The sequence below is a fragment of the Salibacterium qingdaonense genome, assembly GCF_900114715.1.
GTDB lineage: Bacteria > Bacillota > Bacilli > Bacillales > Marinococcaceae > Salibacterium > Salibacterium qingdaonense.
Genome location: NZ_FOTY01000004.1, coordinates 13,967 through 28,594, shown reverse-complemented (window position 1 = coordinate 28,594; position 14,628 = coordinate 13,967). Strand labels below are relative to the sequence as shown.

The window sequence follows — 14,628 nt, the reverse complement described above, 5'->3', positions numbered from 1 at the left end:
CCTTGATTAAATGAGAAAATGAAAAAGGCTTTCTTCTTTATTAATTTCGTTATACTGGAAGTTTTTCTTCTCCAGCTGCTTAATAAGCTGATCATAATCACCGGGATCGGCCAGTTCAATACCAACAAGGGCCGGTCCGGTTGATTTGTTGTTTTTCTTTGTGTATTCAAACCTCGTAATATCATCATCGGGACCAAGCACTTCATGAAGAAATTCACGCAGCGCACCGGCACGTTGTGGAAAGTTGATGAGAAAATAATGCTGCAGCCCTTCGTAGCGGAGTGATTTCTCCCGCATTTCCTCCATACGGCCGATATCATTATTCCCGCCGCTCACAACACATACAACAGTTTTTCCTTTAATCTCTTCCTTATAAAAATCGAGTGCTGAAATAGGCATAGCACCGGCAGGTTCAGCCACCAGAGCGTTTTCGTTATACAATTCAAGAATCGTTGAACAGATTTTCCCTTCCGGAACGAGAGAAATATCATCAAGCAGACCGCGGCACACTTCATAAGGTATATCACCGACCCGTTTCACGGCCGCACCGTCCACAAACTTGTCCATGTCCTGAAGCTCCACCACTCCACTTTTTTCAATTGACTCTTTCATGCCCGGAGCTCCACCGGGTTCAGTGCCGATCACTTTTGTTTCAGGCGAAATCGATTTAACGTACGTTCCAATGCCCGAAATGAGTCCGCCTCCGCCAATCGTGCAGAACAAATAGTCAATCGGTTCTTCAATATCATTCATAATTTCCATTCCTACCGTACCTTGTCCGGCAATAATCTTTTCATTATTGAACGGATGAATAAAAGCCATATCGTTTTCCTCTTTGCACGCCATCGCTTCCTGGTACGAATCATCAAACGTGTCACCGGTGATAACGACATCGACATATTCTTTTCCGAATAATTTAACCTGTCCTATTTTCTGTTTCGGGGTTGTCGTCGGCATGAAAATTTTTCCTTTTACTTTCAGCGCCTTGCACGAATAGGCAACCCCCTGGGCGTGGTTTCCTGCACTCGCACATACCACACCATTTTTAAGTGTTTCTTCTGATAAACTCTGCATAAGATAGTAAGCCCCACGGATTTTAAAGGAGCGTACAACCTGAAGATCTTCTCTTTTTAAATACACATTGGCACCATAACGTTCGGAAAGAACCTGATTTTTCTGCAGTGGTGTATGTGTGACTACATCCTTTAGTGTTTGATTGGCTATTATGATGTCTTCTATATGAATCCCTGGCATTTCTCATTTTCCTTTCCTGTCGCTGCATTTCCGGATACATTTTACATTATACTTCTTTATACACTTTTTTATTGTAACATGATACGTACGCCCTAACGACTGTTCCGTACACTTGAAATGAACGTGAAGATGTCCGTTTGCGGATTGATAAATTGTGTTTCCGCGGATATAATAAAAAGAGGTATTACTATTGTTTCTTTTCTGCTTCACCATGTATGATAATCATATACTAAGGTGAAGTGTTTTAACCAATGTACATAAAAGACAACACAATGAAGGAGGCCTTTTTAATGAAAAGACTCAGTGCAGTACTGCTTGCCCTGATGATCTTCACTATACCGGCTGCAGCATCAGCATCCTCGGTAAACGCCTGGAATGACGCGGACAACAGCTTAATAGCAGGACTGTCTGTCATATCGGTGATCGTCCTTGTATTCTTCATTTATTCCATGCTCCGCGACAACGGGTAAGGACTTTAATTATATTTCCCTGCAGGCTTGTCTGAATAGAGTATTCTATTTTCAGGTGAGCCTTTTTCAGGACGTTCTTTTCTATTGTAGAAAATCATACAGCCAAACACAACGAAACTGCTGAAAATAAAACTGGGGAGGAAAATGTAATGAATGATATGCTGAAAAAAGGATTTTTTCTCGGTCTCGGCGCTGCTTCCTACGGAAAAGAAAAAGTTCAAACGTATATTGACGATCTGGTTACACGCGGCAGAATTACACCACGGGAAGCCGAGCAGTGGAAACAAGAACTGATAGAACGCGGGAAACATATGGAATCGGACTGGAGCGGACGCTCAAAAGATAAAGCAAGAGATGCCTTCCGGGACCTGGGACTTGCCTCGGATACCGACATTGAACGGATTGAAACCAAACTTCATGAGCTGGAAAATAAACTTGAACAGTATAAAGATAACGCACCGGACAATAACGAAGACTGAATGGATAAATCAAAAAGCCAATTAGAGGTTTTATATTCCTGGAAAGGAATTGTTACATGGAAATATCACGAGGTCTTAAACATGCGAACCGCTACAGAAAGATAGCTGCTACTCTTGCCCGGCACGGATTTGGTTATGTACTGCAGGAAGTAGGTCTGTTCCATATTTTGTCCCTTCCAAAACGCATGGCGTCAAACTCAGATGATGTTAACATGCACTCGGTAGGACAGCGGATCCGCAGAGTGCTGGAAGAACTCGGACCTACATTTATAAAACTTGGTCAAATGATAAGCACGAGAGAAGATATCTTTCCTCCATCCATCATTGAGGAACTGCAGAAACTGCAGGATGAAGTCTCTCCTTTTCCGTTTGAAAAGGCGCAGCAGATTATGGAACACGACCTTGGACATCGTGTGGAAGATTTGTTCGCATCATTTTCCAACGAACCGATCGCTGCAGCCTCCATCGGCCAGGTATATAAAGCCAGACTCCACGACGGTACAGACGTGGCTGTCAAAGTATCACGTCCCCATATCAAGGAAACAATAGAAAAAGACATTGACATACTAAGAGACCTTGCCAAACTATTCTCTCAGCGGTTTCAATGGGCAAGGTATTATCAGTTACAGGACGTTATCGAGGAATATGTAGATGCCATAAGGGATGAAGTAGACTACTACGTCGAAGCAAGAAACACTGAGAAAATGAAAACCAACATGGAACAGTTCCCTGCTCTCGAGATTCCAGAGGTATTCGAATCCTATTCGAGCCGGCGGGTGCTTACCATTTCGTTTCTTGATGGTACAAAGTTTTCCGAACTTGAGCATACCGATAAACAGTTTAACAAAAAAGAAATCGCGCGTTCCCTCACAGACGCTTTCTTTCACCAGGTCATGGTGGACGGATTTTTTCACAGCGATCCGCATCCCGGAAATATTATCTTCACCGGCTATGAAACGGCAGGGCTGATTGATCTTGGACAGATTGGCAGGCTCAATAAAGAAATGCGTCGTCAATTCATCAATTATATTATTGCCATGACCCGGAAAAAACCGGATCAGGTAGCTGCGGCCATATATGAAATGGCCGATATTCCGGATACAATTGATCACGATCAGTTTGCAGAAGATGTATATTATCTGCTTTCCAAATACTACGAGAAATCTTTTCAGGATATCCGGTTCGGTGAAGCGATTAATGACATCTTTGCAACATCCCATCGGTACGAGATTCAGATTTACAAAGAATATACGATGTTGGCCAAAGCATTGATCACTTTCGAAAGCATCATCGAACATCTTGATCCGGATCTCAGCATTGTTGAAATAGCGGAGCCGTACGGCAGGAAACTGGCAATGGAACAGTTAAACCCTAAAAACATCGCTGAAGACTGGTGGAAAGAAGGAGTGCGGCAGCGGGATTACCTCCTCGATATCCCAAGAGAATTCCGCGATGCACTCGCCAAATTAAACAAAAGCCACGTCGGTATTGAGATGAAAGTACCGAAGATGAATATCTTTTTGAATAAAATGGACCGGATCAGCAACCGTCTTTCTTTCAGCATCATACTGCTTGCGTTCAGCATCATCATGGTCGGTCTGATCGTCGGGTCTACGTTTGGAGATTCCTCTTCTCCACTCGTTACACTGCCGGTCATTGAAGTCAGTTTCATCGTTTCATTTATTATGTTTTTATGGCTTTTGTATGCTATATTCAAATCCGGACGATTTTGAATATCCCGGCCTCAAACGGCCGGGTATTTTTGTTAACAAAGGAGGCGGCCCCGGGTGACGTGGGACATTCTCAATATTATCGGCACTACCGCTTTTGCATTAAGTGGTGTTTTTGCTGCAATGGAAGAAGAATATGATCTAATGGGAATTTATATCCTCGGGTTCGTGACAGCATTTGGCGGTGGAGCTGTGCGGAATCTTTTGATTGGGGTTCCGATCACTAATCTATGGGAACAGGAAGCTTTGTTTCTCACCGCTTTTGTCATTATGACGATTGCATTTTTGCTGCCGCGGTTTTTATTTGAAACGTGGAGAAAATGGGGGCTTATGTTTGATGCCATCGGACTGGGGTCTTTTGCCGTTCAGGGGGCCATCTACGCATCTGAAATGAACCTGCCGCTCAGTGCTTCCATAGCCGCTGCCGCGTTAACCGGTACCGGCGGCGGAATGATCCGGGATGTGCTGGCAGGCAGAAAACCACTGTTTCTGCGCCAGGAAATCTACATCGCCTGGACAGTTCCTGCCGGTATCGGTATCGGTATGGGATGGATTTCCTCCATGCCGGGCTACATAACAATGCTTGCTTTGATTGTTGCTGCCAGAATGCTGTCTGTACACTACGGATGGCGGCTTCCAAGAAGCCGCCCAATAAGACAGCAGCATTAATCTTTTTCTACCGGAAGATCCCTGTAGGAAATCCAGTCACTCCAGCTTCCAGCATAGAGCCGCGGATTTTCATAGCCGGCTTCTTTAAGGGCCAGCACATTTACACATGCCGTTACACCCGACCCACAGTAGGAATAAATCTTCTCCTCCTTCGGAAGCTCATGAAAGTAGTTTTTAAGCTCTTCCGGACGTTTCCAGACTTGATTCTCATTCAGTACATCTTTCCAGAAATAATGTTCTGCGCCCGGAATGTGCCCGGGCGTATGATCTACCGGCTCCGCCTCTCCGCGGTAGCGTTTTTCATCACGCCCGTCGATGATCCGGCTCGATGCTTCATGAAGCGCCAATTTCATTTCTTCTACGGATGCGAGCATCTGCGGCTGAATACTGGTCGTAAATTCTCTTCTTTTTACTTCAGGCTGCCGGCTTTCAACAGGATACCTCTCCTGCTTCCATAACGAAAACGGACGGTCCAATACAAATGTCCGGGCGTGTCCAGCATACATCATCATCCACCAGAACCGTGCAGCCATCGCTCCTCCCTGATCATCATAAGCTATCACAACGGTATCATGATTAATACCTGCTTCTGATACCTTCTCTGAGAATTGATCCATGTCCGGAAGCGGATGTCTGCCTCCATATGGGCCCTCCGCTGCACTCAAATCTCTTTCCAGATCCATGTGGACAGCACCAGGTATATGCTCTTTTTCATATGCCTCTTTTCCTGCCTCAGGCTTCCCAAGCTGAAAACGGCAGTCTACGATACGTACGTCCTGTCTGCTCCGTACCTTCTCCACCCATTCAGGTTCTACAATGTACTTCACTGTTATCACCCTTTTTTGTTCTATAAATGAAGCTGTTCTTCCATTCCGGTTAAAATATAGTCAATAGACTGAATCATCTCCCGAAACCGTTTCTTTTTCGTATCAGATTGAAATGACCGTATGGAAGAGATGCACATGTTCTCATGCGTATCATCAATCTGCTTCAAGTAAAAGTAAGTGGGTTTTTCTTCTATAATCCATTGTTCGGCCAGTGGTTTCCAAGCATCGGCCGTCTCTTTCATCCGGTCGGCAAATGGTTTGACTTCTTCGTAGAAGTCAGGCGTATACTCCGGATCCTGTGCTATTGTTGTAAAATTTTGAAGGGATTCGTCATTATACTTTTTTAACAATTGTATGGTCGTATGAAGTTCTTGTTTTTGTTCCTGCTGCATATCCGTCTCCTCCTTATCTCCATCTTATCACGAGGAAATGGTCATTCAAACTGAAAGAGTCCTGCCGGCGGATGGTTCGAATAAGGCATACCGGCCGCCTCTTCCTGTTTCCGGCGCGGCGCACGCCCCTGCTCCTCCATCTGTTTTTCCAGCTTGTCCATTTTTTTCGTCAACGCTTCTATTTTCCTGCGCTGCTCCACCATTTGAAAAGTCACTATATCGTCTGCTTTGTTCATAATCATCCGTTCCAGTATCTGAACATTTTCTTCTGTCTGTGCGAGTCGATCCAGCATAACAGAGCGGCTTACATGCTCACTGTTTTCCACTGCACGTGAACCTTCCTGCTGATGTTGATTTTTGATTTTCAGAAATTCTGGAACAGTATCTTCGGCAAAGCAGTAATGACCACTTGCGTTGACGGTGTAAGGGATACGGTATTTTTTGACCCATTTTAAAACGGTGGCCGGTGAAATCTGAAGACGCAGAGCAATGTCTTTTGTTTTACAGTACTGTTCTGTCATTTTGCATTCCTCCTTTTTCCTGCTTCTCTCTTTCTTCTTTGGAAAAAAGAAACCCTGCCGAACTGACAGAACTAGTGTTTATTCGAAAAAGGAGGTATAAATCAGCCTGAAATCTACAAAAAAAGCTCCGGTATGAACCGAAGCTTCGCACTAACCACCACTTTCATTTTCATTTAACCGCTGTGCCACCGTTTCAGGCTGAATCGCGGAGAGCAGAACGTGGTCGCTATCTGCAAGGATAATACTCCTTGTTTTTCTACCGTTTGTTACATCAATCAGCATTTTTCTGTCCCGGGCTTCCTGAATCAACCGTTTCGTAGGAGCGGAATCCGAGCTGACAATGGATATAATTCGTTCAGGCGGCATCATATTGCCAAAACCAAGATTAACCGGCTTCTCATTCATTGATTCTTTCACTCTCCCTTACCATTTCATCATAACATGAGTCTCCCCACCATTGTCTACTTTCCCCTTTGTGTGAAGAAAGATGGTTCTTTCCATGGCAGGTATATGCTATGATGGAGAAATGAAATACAGCAAAGCAGGTGGTATTATGGCCTTTCGATACCCCGGCGGGAAAAAGTATACCGGTTCCCGCCGGCAGCACACCTCCCCTTCCCCTCCTTTATTTGGAAATCGGGGGATGACACTGGAGCAGGATCTTAACGATACAAACCAGTACTACCGGTCTACCGGAAGAGCTGTTATTCATAAGAAACCCACCCCCGTGCAAATTGTGGATGTCGACTATCCGAAAAGAAGTGCTGCAAAGATTACCGAAGCTTATTTTAAACAGCCGTCGACAACAGACTATAACGGTATTTACCGCGGCCGCTATATTGATTTTGAAGCAAAAGAAACACGAAATAAAACTTCTTTTCCTTTTGGCAACATCCATGCCCATCAGATGGAGCATATGAGTGAAGTGCTCCGACACGAGGGAATCGCGTTTTTAATTATTCGTTTCACGCTTCTTGAAGAGACGTATTTATACGATGCCGCCCGTTTTATAGAGTGGTATTTTGAACAAAAGGAACGAAAATCCATACCACTGCCGGATATAAGGGAAAACGGTCATATGATTCCCCTTAAATACAGCCCGCGCATAGATTACCTTGACATCATCGATCGTATTTATTTTTCATAATGTAACGTTTTGGAGCATGGGCCGACTAATTTTGTGATAAACCCATGCCAAAATGAAACATCTTAAGAGAAAGGAAGAAAACAAACCATGAGCCAGGATTACCGCTCGAGACAGGAAAAACGCCGGGCACAGCAGACCTCGGGCAAAAAAAGGAAAACATCAGGCAAACGCTCTGTCTTTAAGAAAATAATTCTTGCTATATTTATCACTGGAATGCTGCTTGTACTCGGAGGAGGTATCGCAGCGGGTTTTATGATCAGCAATGCACCCGACCTTGATCCCGAAGAACTCGTTCTCTCCGAAGCAGCCGAGATATATGACCAGAACGGCGAGCAGGTGACCAGGCTTCAGGCCGGACAGAACCGCGATCTCATAGATATTAATAACCTGCCGGAACATGCCAAATCAGCGTTTATTGCTGTAGAGGATACACGATTTTATGATCACTTCGGGATTGATATTATTCGTGTGTTCGGTGCACTGGCCGCAAACGTATCCGAAGGTTTTGGTGCGGAAGGTGCCAGCACCATTACACAGCAGGTCGTAAAGAACGCCTTTTTGTCACCGGATAAGACGATTACAAGGAAAGTTCAGGAGCAGTACCTTGCCATCCGGCTGGAGCAGCAGTATTCCAAGCAGCAGATCCTTGAGATGTACTTGAACATGATCTATTTTGAACAAGGGGCTTACGGTATCGGTGAAGCATCAGATGTGTATTTTAATAAAGATATTGATGAATTAACCATCGAAGACGCTGCGCTTCTTGCGGCTATTCCGAGAAGACCGAACCATTATGAGCCCATTCAGAATCCGGAAACCGCCAAAGAACGGAGAAACATGATTATCGGTCTGATGCAGGAAAATGATTTCATCTCGAGCGAAGAAGCAGAGCAGGCCGAATCCGTTAATATTAATGATCAGCTCGATTATAATCCGACACAGGAAGGATTGGTATATGATTCGTTTATCACCCACGTCCAGAATGAGATGGAAGATGTGGAAGGTATCTCTTCCAATGAGCTTTATTCTGCCGGGTTGAAAATCTATACCACGCTTGATCCTGATGCCCAGAAGTATGCCGAAGAAGTTATTAATACGAACCAGCACATCGATAACTATCCAAGCAGTGACCAGTTCCAGGTTGGGTTCACATTAATGGATACCGAAACCGGTGCTATTAAAGCAATGGTCGGCAACCGGCAGAGTCAGGATATCGCCAAAGGATTCAACTATGCGAGCAACGGAAGCGCCCAGCCCGGATCCACGATTAAGCCGCTGCTCGATTACGGTCCGGCAATTGAATACAATCAGTGGTCCACGTATCACCAGCTTGTCGATGAGCCGCATACGTACACTGAAGACGGCGATCAGCAGATTCAGAACTACTCCGGGACATTCAGAGGCTCTGTGAGCATGAGACAGGCACTCATCGACTCCATCAATGTGCCGGCCGTCAAAGCGCTGCAGCAGACCGGGCTGCAGCAGGCAGGCGATTTCGCCCGGGGGCTCGGTCTGCCGATCGAAAATGTCTACCCGGCGGCTGCCCTCGGGGGAATAAATCCCGGATTTTCAAGTCTTGACATGGCAGGCGCTTATGCCGCCTTTGGAAATGAAGGAACGTATTCCGAACCTCATGCGGTACGGCGCATCGAATTCCGGGACGGCCGGGAAATCACGATGGAACATGAATCCCGGCAGGCTATGCAGGATTACACCGCGTACATGATCACAGATATGCTGCAAGACGTTGTCGATGAAGGAACCGGAACCGGAGCTGACATTTCAGGCCTGCCGCTCGCTGGTAAGACAGGAACGACCAACTTTACTGAATCTGAACATGAGCAGTACGGCATCCCTTCCGGGGGTGATCCGGACGTATGGTTCGCAGGCTACACCCCGCGTTATACGGCAGCCGTCTGGACCGGTTTCAGCTCCGACCGGGGCGAGAATTACCTGAGCGGCGGAGAAAGCGACATTGCCAAGGAAATATTCCGGCTCATTATGTCCCATGTATCAGAAGGTACGGATACCCCGGGCTTTCAAAAGCCGGATTCGGTCAATGCCATTGATTTAGAACGCAGCAGCGGCCAACGGGCCAGCCAATATACTCCGCAAAGTGAAATAATCACGGAACTCTTTGTCGAAGGTACGGGGCCGGAAAACATTTCGGACACGTTCTCGGAGCCGGAGTCCATCACCGGGTTAAATGCGGTGTATAATGAAGAAGATGATGAAATTCAGGTGACCTGGAATTACGATCAAAGTGAACAGAGCGGGCGTTATTTCGAGGTGGAACACCGGACGGAAAATGGTTCGTACGAAACCGTTTCGAGCCAGGACGACACAGGTTATACTCTGTCCTCCCCTCAAACTGGTGCGACACACGGTTTTCGTATCACCGTCGTTAATGAAGAAGGACCGGATCAATCCAGTTCATCTTCAGAGGTTCAGGTCAATGTCCCCGAAAATGACGAAGACATGGATGAAGACATGAACGAAGAAGACGATAACAATGAAAATGAAAACGGCGAAGACGGGCAGAACGACAACAGCGAAAATACAGACGACTCAGAAGGCAGCGATGAGTCAAATAACGATGAATCGGGTAACGATGAAGACACTAATGACAATGATGAAAATAACGATAATAATAACAGCAGCAATGACGGCAGCAATGACAGCAGTAATGACGGCTCCAGTAACAACAACAGCGATTCGGAAGATGACAGCAGCAATGGATCAAGTGACAACGACGACAGCGAGGTACAATCCAATTCCTCCGGCAGCAGCACAGATAACAACAGTGATCCAGACTCGTCCGGCACCGATGATGACGATTCTACGAACTAAAGTTGAAGGCTTCAGTAACAGCATATAGACTAATAAAAATCCGAAAGGTGATGGAGCTGTATCAAAAGGTGCAGCTCCTTTTCTGTAATATAGAAAATTCACCCCAGGCAGAAGCGGAAGGCGGCGACGCCATTTCAGCAGTTCGCCGGCTAAAACCGGTCACGTCCTGTGACCATCGCCGGCACTAGAACATCCTGTTCGTCGAAGCAGCAGCCGAAGATCCCATCAAACGGAGGCTCACACGATGTGAGTCAGATCGGCGTCGGCACAGGACGTGCCGAACTTAGCCGATCCTCCTTTACCACCATGTAGCTGAGGCGCTGCCCGCGGCAAAGAAGACACGGTGAGCGCCAGCGAACCGATGTCGCCCTTGTACTCCGGAGTGCAAAGAAGACACGGTGAGCCCCGGCGAATCGATGTCGCCCTTGTGCTCTGGAGTGCAAGCGTCCGCCTGCAGCGGATGCCTTAACGTTTAACGACTTTTGATACAGCCCCATCGGTCGGATTTTTACATAGAAAGCATCAAAAAACGCTTCCGACGATCTAAATGATTGTCGGAAGCGTTTTTTATAAGGTCATCGTTTTTCAGCATCCGTATGGGCAGACAGGAGCAGACACTTACGGTTGATGAAGAATTAAAGCATCACCCGCTATAACCTATCACAACAAAAGTTTTGTCCGAGATTATCATTTTAACGAAAGTAGCTTTGTAAAAATAAAGCTTCTTCCTCAAGTGCCGGCTTTTTCGAAGGATCAAAGTACCAGTGAATTCTCTCTTTCTCCTGCTCCGCTTCATTTTGAAAATAATTTCTGCAGGTTTCTGCCTGTGCCTGAAGATGTTCATGCAGCTGCTGGTGCAGCCTTTCTTCCAACGAAGCAACTTCCCTGCCGGCTTCCATACGAACTGTTTCTGCGAAATCTTCTTTTAGTGTCTGTACACCCCGGTTCCCGAAAAAATCTTTCCCGGACTGATAATAATCAAGGAAGGATCCGCTCTGCGCGTTCATGCTGAGGGACACATTATCTTCACCAGTCAACACCTGCAGGTTCGTTGGATCCGGAGCTTCTACTGTGACATCCTCTGGAATAGTTTCGGATGCAAAGCGTTGATTTTCTTGATCCATGCCTTTTCTACTTTGTTCCTGCAGCCTGAAAATAATCGTCTGCATCTCCCGTTCCAAAAAAGTCCGGGTGAGTCCTTCCATTTCCTGCAGCGCCCCCTGCAGCTTTGATTTCTGCTCCCGTTTGGAAGAACCATCAAGAACGGCTGGATTAACAACCTCGGGAAAGTAGTCGAGCACCATCAGTTTCACCCTCTCCTGCAGGTAGGAACATTGCTGCTGCAGTTCGTGGCGTAGAGATGGGAGCAGTTCCTCAAACTGAAGAGACTTTATCTGCTGTTCGAATGTATCCACCGACTGCAGACGATCGTTCATGATTTTTTCTGGACTTTCCCCGCTGTCCGTGACGTCATCAAGGAGGGACTGCAGGAGATGATACATGTGCATTCCATATTGATACAGCTGGTGCAGATGGTCGGCTTTTAACGTATCCATCGTCACTGTTTCAAAATAATGTTCAAACGCAGAAAACGCCCTCCCCTGGTCTGTGGAAATATCGTTTTGTTTGCGGGCAAGTGCCTCTTTGCTTGAAAGCGCGAATATCTCCGGATGGTCCAATCCATTTTGGAGAAGCTGCGTCTGCACATGATCCCTGACTACATTCAATTCTGCTTTCGAATCGGCAAGATCCGCTGCATTAATAATAAAATACAACCGGTTCGAATCAAATTGCTCATTGACTCCCGCCATTTGCTGCAAAAACACTTGATCCGCTTTGGAAAATGCATGGTTGTAGTACGTGACATACAAAACAGCACTGGAATGGATCATCTGTTCAAAAGCAACATTCGTGTGACGGCCGTGAACCGAGTGAACGCCCGGTGTATCAACAAATGCGAGACCCTTTTCGGTCCAGGCGCAGTCATAATAAATGGAAGCCTGCTGAATAAGACAGGCGTACTCTTCCTTGCCTACCCAGTTATGAAGTTCCCTTATTTTTGTTTCAATGCGCTCTCCCGGCTGGACAGTCTTTTTTTTCAGGCTTTGCTGCAGGGTGAATAAGTAATCAGCATACGTCCGCTGATAGGACGTTAATCGGTTCTGATTTGGTTTCTTCCAGTTTTGAAGAGCTGCTAGATTCAATTCTGTACCAAGTTCACGGGATACAGCCTGTATCTCCTGTTCCAGGACAGATTCTTCTTTCGTATCCAGCACTACTGTTCCGTGAGGGTATTCTCGTGTGCTCTTTTGAATGCGGTTCACAGCTGATGTCGTCGGATTTGGGGCAGCAGGAAGAATATGGGCACCGATCATTGCATTAATAAAGCTTGATTTACCCGCGCTGAAAGCTCCAAAAAGAGAAATGGTAACCGTATTGTTGTCATATTGATCCAGGAGCCGCGTCAGCTTTTTCTTTTCCTGTTCAAACAAGGGACGATCCCCGTATTGATGGAGATAACGTCGGAGCGGTTCAACGAAGGAATCATCGAATTCCGGCGCAGCAACGGCAGGCTGCTCTCCCGATTCTTCCGGTTCTTCCACTCGGTCCGAAACGGGCTCCTCTTCTTCCGTTATAACGATATCTGGAATCCCTCCGTCCGGGTAATCTTCTTCTGAAGTGTCACGAAGCAGCTGCCAAAAGTCCGGGCCGCTGTCGTACGTTTTCAGATAATCACGGCATTCCTCGATTTTTCTCTCGAAATAATCCGCCGTTTCCTTCCACTCCCTGTTTTCCCGGGTCAAATCTTCCGCATGCTCCTGTTTTTTTTGTAACGCAGCCTTTTTTTCATGGAACTGAGCGTGTAAAGCTTCTTCGTATGCCTGAAAAAACGGGTCCGTTTCCGTTTTCAACTGCTTAGCGATTGCATCTGCTGTTTTATCAGTGAACGTATACACAAACTGACGGTCAAATTCTGAAGTCGGCACAAACCGCTCCAGAAGCTCTCCGTCTACGGTGAAATTCCATTCCTGTACCTTTTTTTCAAAAGCAGCGGGGTCCTGCATACAGGAGAGGGCTTCACCGAGGAGTATATTTTTTAAGTGAAAGATCAGTTCGGTTTTCACCTTTTCATTCAATTCTTCCAAAACGGCCTGCTTTCGTGCGGCGCGTTCCTCTTCGGTTTTCCGGCGGGAGAAGAGCCACCCTTTTTTGAACTGACGGTGGCAGCTTTCCAGCCAGTGCCTTACCTTTTCGGTCGTCGTGTACGGAAACAGAGTCACATCTTTCAACAACTGATTTCGTTCATCGTAGAGCGATTGGATGGCAGCTTTCTTTTTCTGTTCCAGCTGTTGGAGATCTTCTTCCCTGTTTTCAGCCTGCTCTGCATCTTTTGGATCAATACCGCGTGACGTCAGGTTTTCCAGCCACTTCTCGTATGCTTCCTCTTTATCCTCTTTCAAACGTTCCATCAATTGATTTACCGCGCCGGACTCTAGCATCGGCATGCTGCGCGAAGAAAGGGTGTCCCCATGAAAAAGCAGCGGCTTTAAAAAAGAAGCTAAACGGGCGGTTTCATTGAAAGGATGATCAGATACTTTCATCGAGGTAAAAAATATTTCCATCGGCTGTATTCCGGCTCTGGAAAGAGTAGCATGAAGCCCGTTTTTAAACGATGTCAAACGTACTTCTTCTTCGTTATGCTTATCAATTTGATTCACAACAAGAATAATAGGTTTGTTCTCCCTGCTCATATCCTTTAAGAACCGAAGATTCGTTTCGGACTGCACGTGATTATAATCTGTAACATAAACAATACAATCGGCTGTATAAAGCTGGTCCACCGTAACGAGCTGATGATTTGGATCGGTGGAATCGACTCCCGGAGTGTCAAGCAGCCGGGTGGCATTTGATAAAAACGGAAGCGGGATATGAATATCGATATTTTTGATTTCCTCTCCGTTCTTTCCCCACAATTTCACTTGATCCCACGGAATTTCATCCTTCCAGTGCCGTTGTTTTCCATCTCCGGTTGTGATGGCGAGACCGGCTTCTCCGTATTGAATCGATATAATATTGGCACTGGTTGGAATGGGGCTTGAAGGCAGCAGTTCGCTGCCCAGCAGGTTGTTCAAAAGCGTCGACTTCCCCGCTGAAAAATGACCGCAGAAGGCGACTTCAAAGGCAGGGTTCTGTCGTTTGGAAGACAAGGCCTTCAGCCGCTTTTCATCCTCTTCAGAAAAAGGGAGGTTCAAAAGTGAACCAGCATCTTTCGTTTGTACCTCTGGCAT

12 protein-coding genes are annotated in these 14,628 nt (G+C 46.2%); 6 read left to right on the top strand and 6 right to left on the bottom strand.

What is annotated here, in order from left to right; all coding sequences use genetic code 11:
- Positions 1 to 6: 6 nt before the first annotated feature.
- Positions 7 to 1,254, bottom strand: coding sequence for a threonine ammonia-lyase IlvA (ilvA, locus tag BM058_RS04875; protein WP_090925911.1), 1,248 nt, complete (start codon positions 1,252 to 1,254; stop codon positions 7 to 9).
- A gap of 290 nt (positions 1,255 to 1,544) precedes the next feature.
- On the opposite strand from ilvA, the gene BM058_RS04870 reads away from it, so the two are divergent.
- The 4 genes from BM058_RS04870 to BM058_RS04855 all read left to right on the top strand — a co-directional run bounded on the left by BM058_RS04870 (position 1,545) and on the right by BM058_RS04855 (position 4,602).
- Complete coding sequence (locus tag BM058_RS04870; protein WP_090925910.1) at positions 1,545 to 1,724, top strand: hypothetical protein; 180 nt, start codon at positions 1,545 to 1,547, stop codon at positions 1,722 to 1,724.
- 149 nt (positions 1,725 to 1,873) lie between these two features.
- On the top strand, positions 1,874 to 2,203 hold the full coding sequence (locus BM058_RS04865; protein ID WP_090925909.1) for a phasin family protein: 330 nt from the start codon (positions 1,874 to 1,876) through the stop codon (positions 2,201 to 2,203).
- 56 nt (positions 2,204 to 2,259) lie between these two features.
- Positions 2,260 to 3,936 (top strand): ABC1 kinase family protein, encoded by a 1,677-nt coding sequence (locus tag BM058_RS04860; RefSeq protein WP_090925908.1) that lies wholly within the window; start codon positions 2,260 to 2,262, stop codon positions 3,934 to 3,936.
- A 54-nt stretch (positions 3,937 to 3,990) separates the two neighbouring features.
- Entirely contained in the window at positions 3,991 to 4,602 is a 612-nt protein-coding gene (locus tag BM058_RS04855; RefSeq protein WP_090925907.1) for a trimeric intracellular cation channel family protein, read from the top strand.
- Here BM058_RS04855 and BM058_RS04850 read toward each other — a convergent pair.
- The 4 genes from BM058_RS04850 to BM058_RS04835 form a co-directional block, all read right to left on the bottom strand.
- Positions 4,599 to 5,429: a sulfurtransferase gene (locus BM058_RS04850; RefSeq protein WP_090925906.1), complete on the bottom strand. Its 831-nt coding sequence runs from the start codon at positions 5,427 to 5,429 to the stop codon at positions 4,599 to 4,601. The two genes, BM058_RS04855 and BM058_RS04850, sit on opposite strands and share 4 nt — an antisense overlap.
- A 20-nt stretch (positions 5,430 to 5,449) precedes the next feature.
- Positions 5,450 to 5,821: a YppE family protein gene (locus tag BM058_RS04845; RefSeq protein ID WP_090925905.1), complete on the bottom strand. Its 372-nt coding sequence runs from the start codon at positions 5,819 to 5,821 to the stop codon at positions 5,450 to 5,452.
- Positions 5,822 to 5,862: 41 nt separating this feature from the next.
- The gene (locus BM058_RS04840) at positions 5,863 to 6,342 is read right to left on the bottom strand and encodes a hypothetical protein (RefSeq protein ID WP_090925904.1); all 480 of its coding nucleotides are present in this window, start codon (positions 6,340 to 6,342) and stop codon (positions 5,863 to 5,865) included.
- A gap of 150 nt (positions 6,343 to 6,492) precedes the next feature.
- Positions 6,493 to 6,747 carry a DUF370 domain-containing protein gene (locus tag BM058_RS04835; RefSeq protein ID WP_090925903.1) on the bottom strand — a complete coding sequence of 85 codons (255 nt, stop codon included), beginning with the start codon at positions 6,745 to 6,747 and terminating at the stop codon, positions 6,493 to 6,495.
- Positions 6,748 to 6,895: 148 nt separating this feature from the next.
- On the opposite strand from BM058_RS04835, the gene recU reads away from it, so the two are divergent.
- Entirely contained in the window at positions 6,896 to 7,489 is a 594-nt protein-coding gene (recU, locus tag BM058_RS04830; protein WP_090926095.1) for a Holliday junction resolvase RecU, read from the top strand.
- An 87-nt stretch (positions 7,490 to 7,576) separates the two neighbouring features.
- Complete coding sequence (locus BM058_RS04825; protein ID WP_090925902.1) at positions 7,577 to 10,339, top strand: PBP1A family penicillin-binding protein; 2,763 nt, start codon at positions 7,577 to 7,579, stop codon at positions 10,337 to 10,339.
- A gap of 692 nt (positions 10,340 to 11,031) precedes the next feature.
- Here BM058_RS04825 and BM058_RS04820 read toward each other — a convergent pair.
- Positions 11,032 to 14,628 (bottom strand): dynamin family protein, encoded by a 3,597-nt coding sequence (locus tag BM058_RS04820; RefSeq protein ID WP_090925901.1) that lies wholly within the window; start codon positions 14,626 to 14,628, stop codon positions 11,032 to 11,034.